Genomic DNA, 17,495 nt, shown 5'->3' with positions numbered 1-17,495 from the left:
CGCACCACCTCACTCTTCCCTTTATATTTATGTTATTTTATCTAACATAAAATTAGACTTCCAACTTACTTTTGCGCAGGACTATGCCCCCTTGATCATTTGCTGCTCTTGTTCTCAAGCACAAAAAAGCAGCTATACGCTTAGCGCATAGCTGCTCTACCCATTGTTTATTGATACGACTTCCTTTTGTTGCGTCTGTCTTTATCATCGCTTAATCTTGAACGGCACTTCAACGCTTTGAACCTGTCTTTACTTAGCGAGTGCGCCCGAACCCACTGCTACAGTTCCTTTTGCAGCCTTATGCTCCAGTTCATGCTGCCGCTCAGCTTTGAGCAGAAATTTCCGCCCCCGCCAGCGAAACAGAGCTAGGGCGCCCCGAATATACTCATCTAAGATCATGCAGGCATAAATACCGAGCAGACCCCAGCCCATCTCGATGCCGACCCAATAGGCCAGCGCTGTTGCAATGAGCCACATGGAAATTAGCGAGCTCCACATCGTGAATCTTGTGTCACCGACTGCGTTTAGCGCATTCCCCATCGCCATATTGACCATTTTTCCCGGCTGCAGAATGAGGTTGAGGCCAAGCAGCGAGACGCCGAGCGCTATTATTTCATGATTTTCCGTAAACAAACCGAGCAGCTGCTTGCCGAATAAGAAGATAAGCGTGGCATTGACCGTAACGATGGCAAGCCCAATCCACATGGCGCGATACGCTATGCCGTAAGCTTCTTTAATTCTTCCCGCTCCATACAAATGAGCAATCTGAATTTGCACGGCCAAAGCAATGGAATAGCCCAGCATAAAGCAAAATGATTCCAGTGTATTTAAATACGTTCGCGCTGCCAGCTCATTCGTACCGAGCATCGCCAAAAATGTATAAATAAGCAGCTGCGTAAACACCCAGCAGGACATATTGACGCCAAGCGGCCAACCGATTCGCAGGACATCGCCAAACAGCCTGCGACTGAATTTTGCAAGGTCGCGTATCCGAATCGTTCGTTCAAAGGCATGCATGAACATAACAAACAGCACCGTCACGGCGAGCAGACGACAGATGACTGTCGATATGGCTACCCCTTTCAGCCCCCATTCCGGGAAGCCGAAGGCGCCAAAAATAAACGCATAGTTGAGAACCACATGTACAATGTTCATGCCAATGGCTGTATACATCGGTCCCTTTGTATTGCCGGTATTGCGAATCGCCGTACTAAGCGCCGCCATCAAGGAAATGAGCATCATGCCCCCGCCTACGATGGAAATATAAGTTTCAGCAAGCGGCATTAGATGCTCTGGCAGCTTGAGCAGCGAAGCAATTTGCCCCGGCATCGTATACAGTACGATGCTTAGCCCAACCCCAATTATGCCGCTCACACTGACTGCCATTATCGCAATCGTGCGTGCTTCCTCGCTTTTGCGAGAGCCCAGCTTTTGGGCAATGAGAATGCCGGCTCCACTCGCCACTGTAATAAACAGCGTCGTAAGCGCCTGAAACAGCTGATTGGAGAAGCCGACAACAGCAACCGCCTGATCGGAAATCCGGCTTACCATCAGCGTATCTGCCGCACCTAGCAAAAATTGCAAAAATAATTCAATAAAGATTGGCCATGCCAGCAGCCACAGCGAAAATTTTTTGTTCGTTACTGCCATTTTCCTATCTCCCTCTGGAGCCAGCCTTGCTCGCTCTTCCGTTGCTCTTGTATCATTCGTCATCTCAAATTATAGATGCTATACTGAGCATGATGTATCATTTTCAAAACCGAAACTATTAAGATACAAACTTCAAAGCAAGGAGGAAGCACGGCCACATGACGATGATTCATTTGACAATTCCCCCGCTTCCCCATTACATTATAGGCGGCCTCTCCATCGCCCCGGCGGGACGAAGACACCCAAGCAGAAGAAATATTGGCGTGTTCGACCTGCTCGTCGTGACGAAGGGCTGCCTTTATATCGGTGAAGAGGAGCGGGAATATGAGGTGCATGCTGGTCATGCGCTCATTTTGCGGCCGGATGCTTACCATTATGCGACGATGGCATGCCAAGAAACTACAGCTTACTACTGGATTCATTTCCAGACGACCGGAGCATGGAGCGTTTCAGAAAGGCTCGCCGATCAGCAGGCTGGCGGCGGCAGCCTTGAGCGTATACAAAACAATAACTATTACACGATGCCAACCTTTACAAAACAACTCCCGCAATTTGCGAAGCTGCTTCAGCCTTCCCGCATGGACAGCCTGCTGCGGCAGCTTGTGCAGCTGAATACGAATGATCATATTCCCGGCGTCAAGTGGAAGCAGCAGCTCGCTTTCCAGGAAATTATGGAGCAGCTTTCCTCCTCCTTGGAGGTAACGGGGCCTTCTCCCTCCGCGCAGTGCGCTGAGCAAGCCGCCTCGTATTTGCGTGAGCACTACCGTGATAACATAACCGCGCAGGAGCTAAGCGAGGCGGTCAACTTCCATTCCGTCTACATTGCCAGATGCATGCAGAAAGAGTTCGGCTGTGCGCCCTTCGATTATTTAATGCGCTTCCGACTGGAACAGGCCAAGCTGCTTCTGCTTCAAACGGACCTTGCAGTCGCCCGCATTGCCGAGGAGGTCGGCTTCAATCAGCCTGCCTATTTCACCTCCTGCTTCTCGCGTTATGAGGGGCTATCGCCGCGCCAATACCGCCTGCGCTTCTCGCATGGCTAAACGCGCGCCACGCGTGCACAGCAAAAATCCCCATGCCTCCAGCTCGTTAGCTGGACATGGGGATTTTTGCCTATCCTTAAAGCTTATCGCATGCATGTGCGATAGGCTTTATTACTTCGCCACAGGCGATGCGGACGGTTCTACCGACGCGCTAGGGGAAGCCGATGCAGCTGGCTCTTTCGATGCCGCAGCATTGTCAGTCGCTTTCGCATCGTCGCTTGCTGCCGGGGATTGCTCTGCACCTGGGGCAGGAGATTGCTCAGGCAGCGTAATTTTCACTTCTTGATTTTTCATATCTTCGCTCATGAAAGTGCTCATGTGGGCATAAGCCACAGCGCTCTCTACTGCTTCTTTCGTCGTAGCATCAAGCTTGTCATACGTCAGCTCATCGCGTTTCTCAACCATAATGACATGATAGCCATATTCGGTTTCCACTGGCTCGCCAATTACGCCGATTTTTTGCGTCATAGCTGCATTTTTGAAGTTTTCAACCCAGTCGCCTGGCTTCTTATCTACATATTGGCCGCCATCTTCTTTGGAGCCCGTGTCGTCCGAATAGACCTTAGCAAGAGCCGCCCAGTCGCCACCTTCATCCAGCTTCACTTTTACTTCTTTGGCGATTTTCAGGGCTTCCTCTTTCGTGCGCAATTCCTTCGATTCTTGCGTTTCCGGGTCTGTCTCGGAAGTGGCAATAAGAATATGACGAAGAGTCACCGTCGTATATTTAGCAATATTCGTTTCGAACTCTTTCTTAAGCTCTTCGTCGGTCACTTTGGATTTCATGTGATCTACGACAACCAGCATCAGCTTCATGTAGGTTTTTACATCGCTGTTCGTGATTTTTTTTGCTTCCAGCTGTGTTTTCAACTCGGCTTGCTTCTCCAGTGCCGCTTCAAAATCCGCATACTGCTTGTCCGTATCTGTAGCAGCCTGTTTCACGGTTTCTTCGCTTGCTTGAGCCGCCAAGATTTTGTAAGCAATGTACTGCTGCAGCAATTGCTCCTGGAACTGTGGCAGAGCCGTTACGGACTCATACCCTGGCTGCAAGAAATTAAATACCGCCAAATACTTGTTGAATTCAGCCTCTGTTACTTTGCCATTGTCCTTATAAGTAGCAACAGTCGCTCCTTCGCTTGTACCGCTGAACGAGGTACCGTTTCCTTCTTCTTTCTTCGAGCCGCAAGCCGCCAGTACCGTCATGACCAGCACTGCCGCGACTACAAGCAGAGCCAATCTGCGCCATGCCGATTTGCGTGTGTTATGCAACATTAAGAAATCTCCTCTCAAATCATAAAGTTGATTGTATTGTAACAGATATGTGGACCCTATTGCGAATTTACAGTAAATCAAGGAGCTGTGTCCTGCAGCTCCTCCTTCACAATGCGAGCATCCGCGTAACGCTTCAAAAACTGCTCAAGCAGCAGCAGACGCTGATCCATATCGAGTCCCTTGCCTCGAAGGGTAACGACCGGATTATCCTCCAGTGAGCTGCCTTGATGGAACCGATTTTCAAAATGCAGGCACAGCTTGTCGACCTGCTTTCTATCGATCCGCTTCTTCTCGGCGGAGGCAAATCGTACGACGAGCTCATCATTGCGCTGACTAATCTGCTCAATGCCATACATCGCACCATACACCTTCAATTTCGCTACCGTCATCAGATTATCTACCGCCTGCGGCAGGTTGCCGAAACGGTCGATGATCTCCTCGGTAAGATCCTCCGCCTCATCGAAGGAGCGAACGGAAGCCACCTTCTTGTAAATCTCAATCTTCTGAATGCTGTCATAAATATAGTCGGATGGCAGGTAGGCATCTACGCTGACATCAATGAGCGTACTGACGACTCGACTTTCCTGCACAGGGGCGCCATCAAGCTCCGCCTTGCGCTTGCCAATCTCATCGGCAAGCATTTGCGAGTACAAGTCAAAGCCGACCGACGCAATAAAACCATGCTGCTCCGCGCCCAGCAGGTTGCCGGCACCGCGAATGGCAAGGTCGCGCATCGCGATTTTGAACCCGGAACCAAGCTCCGTAAACTCTTTAATGGATTGCAGACGCTTCTCAGCGACTTCCGTCAGCACTTTATCGCGCTGGTAGGTGAAATAGGCATAGGCGATCCGATTAGAGCGGCCAACCCGTCCCCGCAGCTGATAAAGCTGCGACAGGCCCATTTTATCCGAATCATGGACAATGAGCGTATTGACGTTCGGAATATCAACGCCCGTCTCAATAATGCTTGTGCTGACCAGCACATCGGATTCGCCGTCCAGGAAGTCGAGTATCGTCTTCTCCAACTCCTGCTCCGACATTTGCCCATGTCCGACCGCTACCTTCGCATCCGGCACCAGCTCCGAAATCAGCTCCGCCATCTGGTAGATTCCCTGAACGCGATTGTACAAGTAGTAGACTTGGCCGCCACGGGCCAATTCACGCTCAATCGACTCTCTCACAAGCGCAGTATTGTATTCAACCACATACGTCTGTACCGGGAAACGATTTTCCGGCGGCGTCTCGATTACCGATAAATCGCGAACGCCCAGCATCGACATATGCAAGGTGCGCGGAATCGGTGTTGCCGTCAGCGTCAGCACATCGACGTTATTTTTCAGCTTCTTGAGCTTCTCTTTATGTGACACGCCAAACCGCTGCTCTTCATCGACAATCAGCAGGCCCAGATCCTTGAACACAATGTCCTGCGACAGCAGCCTGTGCGTGCCAATGACGACATCGACGGTTCCGGCTTTGAGGCCCTTCATCGTATCATTCTGCTCCTTGCGGGAGCGGAAACGGCTCAGCACTTGAATATTGAACGGATACCCGGAGAAACGCTCGCGGAACGTCTCATAGTGCTGCTGCGCAAGAATGGTAGTCGGCACGAGAATGGCAACCTGCTTGCCCTCAATCGCCGCCTTAAATGCTGCCCGTACAGCAACCTCCGTCTTGCCATAGCCAACATCGCCGCAAAGCAAACGATCCATTGGCATTGGCTTCTCCATATCCCGCTTGATTTCCTCGATCGCTCGCAACTGATCCCGCGTCTCATCGTAAGGGAACATTTCCTCAAATTCGTTCTGGTAAGCGGTATCCTGTCCAAAAGCAAAGCCCGGCGCCGATTGGCGCTGCGCATACAGCTTGATCAAGTCATCGGCAATGTCCTTAACCGAAGACTGTACCTTGCTTTTCGCTCTTGTCCATTCGCTGCCGCCCAGCTTATTGATCTTCGGCTCTTTTTCCTCATTGCCAACGTATTTCTGGATCATATCGACTTGTTCAATCGGTACAGACAGCTTATCCCCGCCTGCATATACGATGTGCAAATAGTCTTTATGAATGCCCGCGATTTCCAGCGTGCCGATGCCGACATATTTGCCGATGCCGTGGTTCTGATGCACGACATAGTCGCCAACCTTCAGCTCGGTGTAGCTCTTGATCCGCTCGGCGTTGTCTATCTTCTTGTCGATACGGCGCGCCTTGCGCTGCTTCTGGGAGAACATTTCTCCTTCTGTAATGACGACCAGATGCGAAGAGGGCAGCTCAAAGCCAGACTGCAGGTTGCCTTCCAGCAGTGTAGGCGGCTCAATATTGTAGTCGAACAACACGCGGCGCATGCGCTCCATGCGCTCTGCATTGCCGGCCAGCATGAGCACGTTAGCCCCAATTTTGCGCCAGCGGTCCATCTCTGCCTTGAGCACATTCATTTGTCCGTGGAAGTTTTGCATCGCCCGGCTCGTCATATTGAGAATATTTTGCGGCTGCGAATGCGGAATTTGCCTTAAAAACAGCGATAAGAACAATGTGGGAAACCGCTTACCATACAAAACTTCCTCCGACTTGCACGCAAGCTCAAAACCTGGCAGCGACTTGCCGTTTTGCAGCAAATGGGTTGCCCATTCTGCCTCATCACGCTCGAGCTGCTTCGCCGTTTCGATCAAGCGGGTAGGCTCATCCATAATGAGCAGCGTATCTTCCGGCATATAGTCCATAATGGTCTGACGTTCCGGATACAGCAAGGAAATATATTTATAAATATCGGTGAAATACATATGCTCGCGCAGCTTCTCCAGCTCGCCGCCGATTTCCGAGCGAAGGCGTTCCTTCGCCGTACGGTCGGACATTTTGCCAAGCTGCTGCTCCAGCAAGGCTGCCGCATGGCTGGCTGCTGATGCAAAGCGCTCTGCGCTCGCGACAACTTCCTGGCAAGGCGGAACCGTATACGTCTGAATATTGTCTTGTGACCGCTGGTCGACCGCATCAAATGTCCGAATGGAATCGACATCATCGCCGAACCATTCAATCCGGAAAGCGGAAGCCTCAGTCAACGGGTAAAAATCGACGATTCCCCCGCGTACGCTCATTTCACCACGGGATTCAACGCGGTCTACGCGAATGTAGCCCAGCCCTGTCATTTTTCTCAGGAAGCTGTCAATCGGCAGAACATCACCCACGCTAATCGTAATTTTCGCCTCTGCCATAACCCCGCGTACTGGCAAGTAGCGACGCACACCGGAAAAGGGCACGACAACAATCCCGCGGAAGCCTTCGGACAGCTTGATCAGCACGTCCATTCGCTGCGCCAGCGTCTCAGGACTCGAGATCGCCGATTCGGCAGCTACCAGCTCATTAGCGGGATAGAGCAGCACAGTATCCGAAGAGAAGCATTCCTGAAGATCCTCTGCAATTTTCTGCGCTGAAAACATATTATGTGTCACGACTAGCATCGGACGGTCAATCTCTTCTTTCACTGCGGCCATCAGCACTTGTCTGGATGAGCCAGCAAGCCCTGATACCATCTGCTCGCGCATTCCTGAACGGATTCCGGCTATGATGGACTGCACATCCGGATCAGCCGCAAAAGCCTGTATTAACGCTTTCAATCGTCTCGGCACCCCATTTCTATAAACAGACCACTTATAAACTCTTAAATTAATTTCAAGCAAAACCGCCCACCTAAAAAGGTGAGCTCAGCGCTTTGCATGTATGAATCGCTATCATCGAAAAGAAGCCTCAGCCAGCCGCCAAGGCCTTACATTACTTGTGAGCTCAAGGTGAATTGACTGTCGCCGTCCTTGGCGGTGCGGCGTGTTTCATTCAGAGAAATATAGAGAAAGGATAACAAATGATATGCTTTCCTATATTTGAACGTATTTGAGCATATTCCAACCGCTTCCAAAACACTTCCATGACTTGCCTTTTACTGCAACGGGCTCGCGATTAAGTTCAGCTCAGGATTCGCCTCCAGCGCTTCCCGGCAATAATCGCAAATCACCTTAACCGTCACGTCGCCGTGCTGGTCATACGTAATTATATCGCTGCGCTCTTCAAGGGTCAAGAAATCGAACCCCAGCTGCTGCTCGGTAATCCCGTCCCCGCCTGCAATCGTCCCTATAGGTGTACGGCAGTGTTTGCAAATATAGTTTACAGCCATATGTATGCCTCCTGAAGAATGGTTATACCCTTCAGTATGCCCGGCTTTACCCTATTTTACGCATTATTTCTAGAGGTGTGCTGAAAAAAGAGGCATCACAGCATGAGCTGCTTAAACAGCTTAGCCTTTTTCCCCAAGCTAGCGATTAAACTTCGCCATCGTTTCCTCAAACGACGCTTTCAGCGAGAACTCCGCCGCATCGCATGCCTGATCAACCATCGTTTTCAACTGCTCCTGCTCGCTTTTTGGAAAATTGGACAGCACATAATCGGCAATGTTGCCGCCAGGCTGCGGACGTGTAATCCCCATGCGAATCCGGTCAAATGTCTGCGTGCCTAAATGCGCAATCAGCGATTTAATACCGTTATGCCCGCCTGGTCCCCCTTGAAAACGCAGACGGATACGCCCAACCTCCGTATCGAGATCATCGTATATGACGAGCCCTTCGGTCACATCGGATTTAAAATAATCGATGAACGAACGCACCGATTCTCCAGATAAATTCATATACGTCATCGGCTTGATCAGCACAACCTTCGTTCCATTCACATTGCCCTCGCCAATCAGCGCCTTGCATTTGCTTTGCGTCACTTGGATGCCCCAACGCCGTGCTAGCTCATCAATAACCATAAATCCAACGTTGTGCCTCGTACCCTGATATTGCGATCCAGGGTTGCCGAGTCCCACAATCCATTTCATAGCGGCCTTTCACTCCTTGCTGTCTCGATCCTTATTGATTGTTATGTTCTCCATTTTACCTTATTTTCCTTCATCGTGGGCAATATATTGCAGCAGATGATCAAAATTATCGATAATGCTGCACCCCTCTTTTACAAGAAATGTTCCACGTGAAAAAAAACTGACCGCCAGCGGGATCATCCCTTGCAACCTAACTCACACTAACAACGTCCATTAAACATGGGAAATATACATTCCATATTCAACCATACCAGCTATAAGAGAGGAAATAGGCATATGCGATTATTTCGTGCATTATTATTGTTCACCATCATCACCAGCCTGATCACAGGCACCGTTTCTGCCAGCAGTGCGGGAGACACCAGCTCGCAAAAGGAGACGAAACCAGCGGCTGAAGCCCGCAATTATTTGTATCTGATTAAGAAGGACGGCAAATACGGCTACATTAATCAAAGCGGAAAAATCGTCATTGAGCCCGTATACGACGGCGGATCACGTTCCTTCTCCTTAAAACCGAATGAGCCAGTCCAAGTCACTGATAATAAACAGAAGACGAACATCTATTTTTCGGCTGAAGGAACGAAGCTGTTTGAATGCCCTCAGACACGCTGCGTTGGCATTATGCAGAACGAGCGGGTCATCTACACAGAGAAAGTTGAGGGAGCGGATGGAAAGCTGCAGAAGAGGTACGGTTATTTGAATGCCAAGGGTGAAAAGGTAACCGAGCCGATTTTTCATAAAGCCCGTGAGTTTTCCGAAGGGCTCGCCATCGTAACGGTGGGCAAAGGCAGCGGCTACATTAATACAGAGGGCAAGCTTGTCATTCCTTATCAGTTCAGCAGTGCAGCCAACTTTTCAGATGACATGGCCGTAGTTGGATATTTAAAAAAAAGCAAGGAAGGCGTGACCATCAAATACGGATTTATTGATAAAACCGGAAAGGTTGTTATTCCAGCGCGCTTCAACTATGCTGATTCGTTTACTGAGGGTGCTGCACGCGTGTCTTCTGGAGATACCTACGGCTTTATTAACAAGAGCGGCGAGTTTCTGTTCGAGCCCAATTACACCGCTGTTCAGCCTTTCTCAGAGGGCCTTGCCTACGTGGAACGCAATGGCAAATCCTTTTTCGTCAATAAACAAGGAAAAAGAGCAACCATGAACGTGAGTTCCAGCGGCCCTTTCTCAAACGGACTAGCCCCTGTTCAAGCAGGCTCATCCTTTGGCTATATCAATCCACAAGGTGCTTATGTGATCAAACCGACAGCTGCATATAGCTATGCCGAGCCGTTTCGGGGAGAGCTGGCTGTCGTCGAGCTCCGCGAAAATGCTAAAACAAAGACGCCCGCTATGAAAGCCTACATCAATAAGACAGGCGCAATCGTTTGGAACAATATCGACGACGAAAAATGGCAGAGCTAGCTCCCTTTTTCACCTGCATGACCGTTATGCACAAAATAGTCCTGGGCTTCCATCCACTGGCGCGCCACAAAATCACGGCCCCGGACACGTACGCCCTGCTCGTATACTTCTATATAATAGCCTTGGCTGCCGACCTTATGGGCATCCTCATCGGTCCATAAATAAGCGACGGATGCCGCATTGAACATGGTCGCGATCTCGCCTTGCCCATCAAACACCGTATGCGGCGCACCCAGTTCCCAGTGGGTGTGCCCGGTGAATAATATCACCTGCGGCCAGCCGGACAGTACCGCGCGCAGCTCCTCGTCCTGATTCACGCCGTACCACTCCTGCTCCTCCAGCGAGCCAGCAACTGTATTTTTTAGCGGCTGATGAAGAAATAGGAACACAGGTTGCATGTCCCCGCGGTGCTCCTCCAGCTTCTTTCCAAGCCACGCCAGCTGCGTGCTGGACAGCTCCGCATTTTTAGCCGTCTGAAGCTCGGAACCTAGAAAAATAAAATGGCTGCCGCCAATCCAGCGGTCATAATAAACAGCGTTCATCCCCGTAGATTGCTTGAAGCCGCTGAGCTCCTGCCCCTGCTCCCAATCCTTCCACGTATCATGGTTGCCGATTGTATAAAGCATAGGCGGAAGTCCGCCCTGCTGCTTAACACGCTCGACAATCGCTGAAAACTGCGCATATTCCGCTTCATGTCCATGATCCGTAATATCTCCGGCATGCATAATGCCCGCACTGCCCGAAGCAGCCGCCAGTTGTTGAATATCCAGCAGCGCCTGCTCAAAATGATGATTATGCACATGGCTTGGGTCAACCGTTACATGCGTATCCGTAATGACCTGAAAATACATCAGCGGTTCGCCAAAGCTGGGCACCGTATCCTTTTCACACCACAAACTAACCTGCTTCATGATCAAAACTCCCTTTGCTGAGGTTGCCACCTATGCTATATTTGCAACTTTTACTTACCTAGCCTTAGCTGCTTCGCCGTTCTAACTTCGCTAATTCCCTCTAACGGCTGCGCCATGCGCGCTAATGCTCATATTCAGCCCGACAACCCCGATGACGATGACTCCTACCCATAGCAGAGCCGATAGTGGGATACGCTCGCCGAACCAGATATAGCCCGCTCCTGTAATCAGCGTAATGCCTATGCCTGACCATACCGCATACGCAACGCTTACATGCATATAACGCAGGGCGAAGTTCAGGCAGGTAAAGCTGCTTCCATAAAAAATAAACATAGCAATCGACGGAACCATACGCGTAAAGCTCGCCGATAGCTTCATAGATATTGTTCCTGACAATTCCAGCACAATCGCCAGCGCCAGCCATAGATAACCCAATGTTTACTCACCCTTCAGTATGAGCTTCCTCCACAACAAGCTGCGAATAGGAAGCAATGATGACATCCGCCGAGGGAAGCACGCTCGCGGCCTGATTCGCTATGCCAATACAAAGTGCCGCTCCTGCCGCCTGCCCCATTCGCATATCGCCATCAGTATCGCCAATAATAGCAATCGACGACGGGGCAACGCCAAGCTTCTGGCAAGCCAGCTCCAGCATATCGGGATACGGCTTGCTGCGCGGTACGAGGTCCGCTCCTACGATGACGGAGAAATGGGGCAGCAGCCCCATCCACTCCAAATGCTCGCGCGCCGCTTCGGTATCATCTGCCGTGACGATGCCAAGCTTCAGCCCCGCTTTCTTGCACTGTTCAATGAAAGGGACAACGCCAGCAAGCGGGATGGCAGATTTGCGCCTTTTCAGCTCCCTATCAGCCTCTTCCTTGCTTTCCCTGACTAGCTGCATCGACTCGCCCCAGGACAAGCCAAGCTTATAGCATTGCAAGGCTGCGATGGCATTCAAGTCATTCATCGTCCCCATCGCGAGCGGCCCGTTGCGGTCATACGCGCATACATTCCCCGCCGCATCAAGGCTGGTTCCCCAGAGGGAGGGGAAAATCCCTTTCGGTAGAAGCAAGCCTTTAGCCGCAAGGCGCGCTGTATAACGGCGCGCCAGCAGCTCACTCCAATTCCCCCACATCGAGACAAAATCAATAATCGTTCCATCTTTATCAAAAAGAATGGCTTCAACGTCCCAAGGTTTGCCCCCGTCAACCTTAAGGCCAGCAACGGTAGGCTGCTTCCCTTGCGCTTGTTCCTGATTTCGCTGCTGTTCCTGACTTCGCTGTAGTTCCTGCTCTGAGACATCTTGCAGCGCTTGTAGAGCTTCTGAAAGAGCTGAATGTTCTGCCATCCCTTATTTGCCCTTCAACGCTTTATCCAGCTCACGCTGTGCGGTTTCCTTCGCCTGCTTCAGCGCCTTCTCTGCCGAAATGTTCTCGATTTGCACCTGATCAGCCGCTACAGTCAGCGCATCGTTGATTTTGCCGCCCGTCGGATCAAGGAATGGCTTCGAGCCGTGCGAAGCTTGCTGCAAAGGAATTTTTATTTGCGGATTCGTTTCGCTGAATGCCTTGAAAGCCGGATCATCCTGCGCGGACAAACGGACAGCAATGTAGCCTGTGTTCATCGACCAGGCGGCTGTGTTCTCACTTTTCGTAAAGAACGACAGCCATTTAAAGGCCGCTTCCTTCTGCTCATCCTTCGCTTTGGCAGGAACGCCCGCCATAATAGCCTGCGCGACTGGCTTGCCTTCGCCTACCCCTTCCCAGCCGGGCTGCTGCATGGCACCAACGATGCTGAAATCCAGATCGCCTTGGTCGCCGCTGGAGCCCGTGTAGCCTGCTGCTTGGCCCTTCATGACGTCGTCTATCGTTTTGTACCAATATTCCCAGCCTTGTCCACCGGAGTGTATCGCCATCGTTTTATCTTCATGCAGCCATTTGCGGAATAAATCCCATGTCTCTATCCATTCCGGCGAATCGAATACGATTGTTTTTCCGTCATCGCTTAAAATTTTGCCGCCTTTGCTAAGTGCTGCATCAATCATATTACCCGATCCCCACATTGGCTCCCAGCCATAAAAGGTCGTTTTGCCGCCATCCTTCACAGCCATCGTTTCCGCCGCTTTAGCCAGGTCTTCCCAAGTCTTGATATCCTCTGCCTGAATTCCCGCTTTCTCGAACGCATCCAGACGGTAATACATCACTTGAGTCGTCCCATACATCGGCATAAAATACTGCTTGCCCGCTACTTGTCCTTGCTCCAGAAACGTTTGGATAAAATCCTCTTTCTTAAAATCTGGCGCAGCGGCGATATACTCATCCAGCGGCTCAAAATACCCTTTGGCCGCCCAATCCACATTGGAGGCCAGCACCGCAGCCGGAGGCTGTCCAGCCGCAATATCTGCCTGAAGCTTTTGCTCCGTTTCGCTGTAATCCCCCTGCACGACGCCTTTTACAATAACCTCGCTCTGCGATTCATTGAATTTCTTAATGAGTGCTTCCACATTTTCGCCCAGCTTACCGCCAAGGCCGTACCAAAACTCAATTTGCACCGGCGCTTTCGGCGCCTCCGAGGCTGCTGCCGATTGCTCAGGCGTACTGCTGCCTGCTCCACCCGTCTGTGTGCCTGCTGTCTGTCCACATGCGCTAAGCGTCACCATTGCAAGTGTGAGCGACATCGTGCTCACCCATTTCATTTTTTTCAACATGGTCCATTCCTCCACTATTTATATTGTCGCTTTCGTAAAGCTACCCCTTAATGCCAGAAGATAAGTTAACACTCTGCATAATCGTCCGCTGGGCGAACAGAAACAGCAGCAAGAGCGGAATAATCGTGAAAGAGCTTGCCGCCATAATGAGCGGCCATTTCAGCCCGTAAGCACCCCCTTCCACGAAGAAGCTGCGCAGTCCCGCCGACACGAGCTGAAGATCGGGATTTTTCGTAATAAGCATCGGCCAAAAATAGTTGTTGTACTGCGAGATAAACGTGATGAGCGCCAGCACGACGAACGAGGCGCGGGTCAGCGGCACCATAATCGTCCATAAAATCCGGCTGTGCGATGCGCCATCGATTTGCCCGGCCTCCACCATCTCATGCGACACTTGGAGAAACGCCTGCCTGATGAGAAAAATCGAGAAGACGCTAACCGCGTTTGATAGAATCAGGCCCGCATACGAATCCAGCAAATAGAGCTTGGACAAAATCATATAGCTGGGCAAATATACCGCTGTGCTTGGAATCATGTAACCGAGCATAATGATGCCGGTCAACAAACCTTTCATCCGAAATTTCATATGGGTCAAGGCGTAAGCCATCATAGCTGAATTTATAATTTGCAAAAGAACGATGGCACCCGCAACGATAACGCTGTTGGCTATATATTGACCGAACGGCGCCGCCACCCACGCCTCCACATAATTGCTCCATAGCGGCAGCTCCGGCCATAATGTCGGCGGAAACTGCCAAATCTCATCGTTTGTCTTCAGCGCGCTCGTCATCATCCAATAGAATGGAAATGCCATCGCGAGCGCAATAGCCAGCAGGCTAATATGCCGCAGCGCCAGCCCTGCTTGGTAAACAGCCTTCATAGCTCTTAATTCCTCCCTATTAGCTAGTTGTAATGCACCATTTTGCGGCTGACCGTAAAGGACAGAACGGACAACAGAACGCAAATGGCAATCATAACGATGGAAATCGATGATGCTTCGCCAACCTGGAACGATTCGAAGGCCGATTGGTAATACAGATAAAGCAGCGTACGCGTAGAGCCCGAAGGACCGCCTTGCGTCAATACATTAATAGAATCGTAAGCTTGCAGCGCATCAATCGTCTGTACTACGAACAGGAAGAATGTCGTTGGCGAGATAAGAGGCAGCGTTACGTGCATAAACTTTTGAATCGCGCCTGCTCCATCGAGCCCTGCCGCCTCCAGCATATCCGTCGGCACGCTTCGCAGCGCTACAATGTAGAAGATCATCGCCCATCCGACCGATTTCCAGATGCCCACCAGCAGCACCCCGACCAATGCCCATTTGGGGTCTTGCAGCCAGCCAATGGCCGGAAGTCCAATCGCCCCTAGAATCGTATTGCCAAGCCCCACCTTAGGCTCTAATATCCATGACCAAACGATTGAAACGGCTACTGTTGGCGTTACCCAGGGCGCAAATACGAGCGTTCGATACAGAGCGGAGCCCTTAAGCGAGCGCCCAAGCAGCAGCGCCAGCCCAAGCCCGCCTGCCATAATCGGCAGCACACTGCCGAGACAAAATAGAAGCGTTACCCTTAGTGACTGGTAGAAGGCAGGATTTTGCAGCAAATATACATAATTGTCCAAGCCGACGAACAGCTTATCCGGACTCATAAAGTCCCATTCCATAAAGCTCAAATAGAAGACATACACCAGCGGCGCCAGCCAGAAGACCATAATCGGAATCATTGCCGGCAGCGTAAACAGCACTGCTTTTAACTCGTTCAACCATCCTGTCCGTTTCAACACCCAAACTCTCCATTCAATAAAAATTTAATTAATGATCAATTTAGCTGTTTTTCCGAAATAAAAATCTATGAATTCAAATTTTATTGTATACTCATTATGTCGCAGAACTATTAACGCATCGTCATCACCAGCTTAATTTCTTGTAAAGATATAAATATAAAGCTGGATTTTTAAGAGTTCGCTATAATATGGACATGAGGCAGACGGGAGAAATGGAGGATGGTTATGCCAGACCATACGGAGGAGCAGGAGACGCAGCGGCTGGCCTTGCGCCAAACGATGATTGACGCAATCGCGCAAACGATGAATTTATACGGGGCGAACTATTCGTTCGGACAATTATATGGCATTATGTTTTTTGAGGATAAGCCGATGACGCTCGATGAGATGAAGGCGCATATGAATATGAGCAAAAGCAACATGAGCTATGCCGTGCGCTCGTTAATGTCATCGCAAATGATTATGAAGCTGCCAGAGAAGCGGGAGCGGCAGGATCTGTATCAGGCGGAGACCGATTTCTTCAAAACGTTCCAAAACTTTTTCACCTCAAAGCTTCAACACGAAGTGGATGTCATGACAGAGGCGGCCGAATCGACTATCCCGCTGCTCAGCGAACTGATTCTGGACATGAAGACGAGCGAGGAGGAGCGTATGCGCTGCCTGGAGGATTTGCAGAAGCTGCGGCATGCCGTGCACTATTACGCTTGGCTCCAGCAATTCGTGGACCAGCTCAAGGCGGGAGCCTTTTTCGAAAAAGGTACCTGAGCATGCACTACATCGCACTATTAGAAGGTTAGCTTCAAGAGGCCGCCATCCATTGCATTGACGTTTGACGGCAGGCAATTGCCTTAACAGACACACAAAAAGCGGCCCCCTGCAAATGCATGGAGCCGCTGCTTTTATCATATGGAAACGCTTAGCAGCGTTTCGTTGACACCTATATAATGACCCAGCAGAAGCTGCCGGTCACGCTTTTCCTATGAGATACGAGCCTGCAAGCTACGAGCTGCTGCCAACCTCTTTCGCATCCTCAGAGCGTATCTCGTGAGCGAACGTCTCGGCTGCCGATTTCTCTGCTTCCTCTTCGGAAATTTCCTTCTGAGGAGCCAGCACGGTCACTACGACCTGCTCGGGATCAGACTTCACTTCTACACCGCTCGGCACCCCGATATCGCTGACAAGCAGGTTGCTGCCCATCTCCATATCCGCCACATTCAGCTCAATGGAATCTGGAATGCTGCCTGGCAGGCATTGCACCTCAAGCTCATGGAGCATCACCTGCAAAATGCCGCCTTCCTTCACCCCGTTCGCTTCACCAAGAAAGTCGATACGAACCTGCGTCTTCACTTCTTCATTCATGTTAATTTGATGAAAATCCACATGCAGCACTTGGCGCGATACCGGATCACGCTGTACGTCCGTTATCATAACCGGCTTTTTGCCATGGGATGGAATATTCAGTTCCAGTACGGCCTTTGGATGCGAACGGAGCAAAGCCAGCAATTCTTTCTCTTCAAGCAAAACAGATGTGGATTGGGCCAGCTGTTTGCCATATACCACGGCAGGCACTTTGCCCTGCTGTCTCAAGGAGCGCAGCTCACCGTTTGTAAGAGCAGTTCTTGTTTCGGCAATCATCGAGTTAGACATCATGGAAACCTCCTAGAAAAGTGATATTCCATATAGCTTTACCCTAATGAGCCAAAAAATAAACAAACCTAAACGGCGCTTCCTTTTTTTAGCGCCGTTTTAGAGGCAGCATTCGTATCGCGGTGATATACAATCCGCGAATAGAATGTCTAGAATGCCACCCCTGCTTCCCAAGGTGAAACGGCTATCGCCGTCCTTTGTCTGTG

Annotated in this window: 15 protein-coding genes; 3 read left to right on the top strand and 12 right to left on the bottom strand. The window is 50.6% G+C overall.

Annotated elements, in window-relative coordinates; translation table 11 throughout:
- Positions 1-249: 249 nt before the first annotated feature.
- Positions 250-1,650, bottom strand: a complete 1,401-nt coding sequence (locus ABEW34_RS02795; RefSeq protein ID WP_430154671.1) for an MATE family efflux transporter — start codon at positions 1,648-1,650, stop codon at positions 250-252.
- Between the two features lie 158 nt (positions 1,651-1,808).
- Here ABEW34_RS02795 and ABEW34_RS02790 point away from each other — a divergent pair, with 158 nt between their 5' ends.
- Positions 1,809-2,693, top strand: a complete 885-nt coding sequence (locus ABEW34_RS02790; RefSeq protein WP_430154669.1) for an AraC family transcriptional regulator — start codon at positions 1,809-1,811, stop codon at positions 2,691-2,693.
- A gap of 111 nt (positions 2,694-2,804) precedes the next feature.
- On the opposite strand, the gene ABEW34_RS02785 is transcribed toward ABEW34_RS02790, so the two are convergent.
- From ABEW34_RS02785 to pth, 4 genes are all read right to left on the bottom strand, one after another.
- Positions 2,805-3,962 carry a peptidylprolyl isomerase gene (locus ABEW34_RS02785; RefSeq protein WP_430154667.1) on the bottom strand — a complete coding sequence of 386 codons (1,158 nt, stop codon included), beginning with the start codon at positions 3,960-3,962 and terminating at the stop codon, positions 2,805-2,807.
- Positions 3,963-4,039: 77 nt separating this feature from the next.
- The gene (mfd, locus tag ABEW34_RS02780) at positions 4,040-7,567 is read right to left on the bottom strand and encodes a transcription-repair coupling factor (protein WP_430154665.1); all 3,528 of its coding nucleotides are present in this window, start codon (positions 7,565-7,567) and stop codon (positions 4,040-4,042) included.
- Between the two features lie 317 nt (positions 7,568-7,884).
- On the bottom strand, positions 7,885-8,118 hold the full coding sequence (locus tag ABEW34_RS02775; RefSeq protein WP_056034901.1) for an anti-sigma-F factor Fin family protein: 234 nt from the start codon (positions 8,116-8,118) through the stop codon (positions 7,885-7,887).
- 138 nt (positions 8,119-8,256) lie between these two features.
- Positions 8,257-8,817: an aminoacyl-tRNA hydrolase gene (pth, locus tag ABEW34_RS02770; RefSeq protein WP_430154663.1), complete on the bottom strand. Its 561-nt coding sequence runs from the start codon at positions 8,815-8,817 to the stop codon at positions 8,257-8,259.
- Positions 8,818-9,093: 276 nt separating this feature from the next.
- Here pth and ABEW34_RS02765 point away from each other — a divergent pair, with 276 nt between their 5' ends.
- Positions 9,094-10,236: a WG repeat-containing protein gene (locus ABEW34_RS02765; RefSeq protein ID WP_430154661.1), complete on the top strand. Its 1,143-nt coding sequence runs from the start codon at positions 9,094-9,096 to the stop codon at positions 10,234-10,236.
- Here ABEW34_RS02765 and ABEW34_RS02760 read toward each other — a convergent pair.
- The 6 genes from ABEW34_RS02760 to ABEW34_RS02735 all read right to left on the bottom strand — a co-directional run bounded on the left by ABEW34_RS02760 (position 10,233) and on the right by ABEW34_RS02735 (position 15,582).
- Complete coding sequence (locus ABEW34_RS02760) at positions 10,233-11,147, bottom strand: metallophosphoesterase family protein (RefSeq protein ID WP_430154659.1); 915 nt, start codon at positions 11,145-11,147, stop codon at positions 10,233-10,235. The two genes, ABEW34_RS02765 and ABEW34_RS02760, sit on opposite strands and share 4 nt — an antisense overlap.
- A gap of 90 nt (positions 11,148-11,237) precedes the next feature.
- Positions 11,238-11,582, bottom strand: coding sequence for a DMT family transporter (locus tag ABEW34_RS02755; RefSeq protein ID WP_430154657.1), 345 nt, complete (start codon positions 11,580-11,582; stop codon positions 11,238-11,240).
- 7 nt (positions 11,583-11,589) lie between these two features.
- Positions 11,590-12,495 (bottom strand): HAD family hydrolase, encoded by a 906-nt coding sequence (locus tag ABEW34_RS02750; RefSeq protein WP_430154655.1) that lies wholly within the window; start codon positions 12,493-12,495, stop codon positions 11,590-11,592.
- A gap of 3 nt (positions 12,496-12,498) precedes the next feature.
- Entirely contained in the window at positions 12,499-13,854 is a 1,356-nt protein-coding gene (locus ABEW34_RS02745; protein WP_430154653.1) for an ABC transporter substrate-binding protein, read from the bottom strand.
- 40 nt (positions 13,855-13,894) lie between these two features.
- Positions 13,895-14,734 (bottom strand): carbohydrate ABC transporter permease, encoded by an 840-nt coding sequence (locus tag ABEW34_RS02740; RefSeq protein ID WP_430154651.1) that lies wholly within the window; start codon positions 14,732-14,734, stop codon positions 13,895-13,897.
- A gap of 23 nt (positions 14,735-14,757) precedes the next feature.
- A complete protein-coding gene (locus ABEW34_RS02735; RefSeq protein WP_430154770.1) occupies positions 14,758-15,582 on the bottom strand; it encodes a carbohydrate ABC transporter permease in 825 nt (274 codons plus the stop codon).
- Between the two features lie 285 nt (positions 15,583-15,867).
- Between ABEW34_RS02735 and ABEW34_RS02730 the strand changes: the two genes are divergently transcribed.
- On the top strand, positions 15,868-16,407 hold the full coding sequence (locus tag ABEW34_RS02730; RefSeq protein WP_430154649.1) for a GbsR/MarR family transcriptional regulator: 540 nt from the start codon (positions 15,868-15,870) through the stop codon (positions 16,405-16,407).
- A gap of 234 nt (positions 16,408-16,641) precedes the next feature.
- Here ABEW34_RS02730 and ABEW34_RS02725 read toward each other — a convergent pair whose 3' ends face one another.
- Positions 16,642-17,289: a 50S ribosomal protein L25 gene (locus ABEW34_RS02725; RefSeq protein WP_430154647.1), complete on the bottom strand. Its 648-nt coding sequence runs from the start codon at positions 17,287-17,289 to the stop codon at positions 16,642-16,644.
- Between the last annotated feature and the right edge of the window lie 206 nt (positions 17,290-17,495).

Origin of the sequence: Paenibacillus algorifonticola, from assembly GCF_050481745.1 — a bacterium.
Classification (GTDB): domain Bacteria; phylum Bacillota; class Bacilli; order Paenibacillales; family Paenibacillaceae; genus Pristimantibacillus; species Pristimantibacillus algorifonticola_A.
The sequence above is the reverse complement of the archived record's forward strand: the minus strand, read 5'-3'. Positions and strand labels throughout refer to the sequence as shown.

Coding starts and splice junctions, on each gene's coding strand:
- ABEW34_RS02775 (WP_056034901.1), bottom strand. CDS start 8,118: ATGGCTGTAAACTATATTTGCAAACACTGCCGTACACCTATAGGGACG.
- ABEW34_RS02785 (WP_430154667.1), bottom strand. CDS start 3,962: ATGTTGCATAACACACGCAAATCGGCATGGCGCAGATTGGCTCTGCTT.
- ABEW34_RS02740 (WP_430154651.1), bottom strand. CDS start 14,734: ATGAAGGCTGTTTACCAAGCAGGGCTGGCGCTGCGGCATATTAGCCTG.
- ABEW34_RS02750 (WP_430154655.1), bottom strand. CDS start 12,495: ATGGCAGAACATTCAGCTCTTTCAGAAGCTCTACAAGCGCTGCAAGAT.
- ABEW34_RS02745 (WP_430154653.1), bottom strand. CDS start 13,854: ATGTTGAAAAAAATGAAATGGGTGAGCACGATGTCGCTCACACTTGCA.
- ABEW34_RS02730 (WP_430154649.1), top strand. CDS start 15,868: ATGCCAGACCATACGGAGGAGCAGGAGACGCAGCGGCTGGCCTTGCGC.
- ABEW34_RS02725 (WP_430154647.1), bottom strand. CDS start 17,289: ATGTCTAACTCGATGATTGCCGAAACAAGAACTGCTCTTACAAACGGT.
- ABEW34_RS02795 (WP_430154671.1), bottom strand. CDS start 1,650: ATGGCAGTAACGAACAAAAAATTTTCGCTGTGGCTGCTGGCATGGCCA.
- ABEW34_RS02790 (WP_430154669.1), top strand. CDS start 1,809: ATGACGATGATTCATTTGACAATTCCCCCGCTTCCCCATTACATTATA.
- pth (WP_430154663.1), bottom strand. CDS start 8,817: ATGAAATGGATTGTGGGACTCGGCAACCCTGGATCGCAATATCAGGGT.
- ABEW34_RS02765 (WP_430154661.1), top strand. CDS start 9,094: ATGCGATTATTTCGTGCATTATTATTGTTCACCATCATCACCAGCCTG.
- ABEW34_RS02760 (WP_430154659.1), bottom strand. CDS start 11,147: ATGAAGCAGGTTAGTTTGTGGTGTGAAAAGGATACGGTGCCCAGCTTT.
- ABEW34_RS02735 (WP_430154770.1), bottom strand. CDS start 15,582: ATGATTCCGATTATGGTCTTCTGGCTGGCGCCGCTGGTGTATGTCTTC.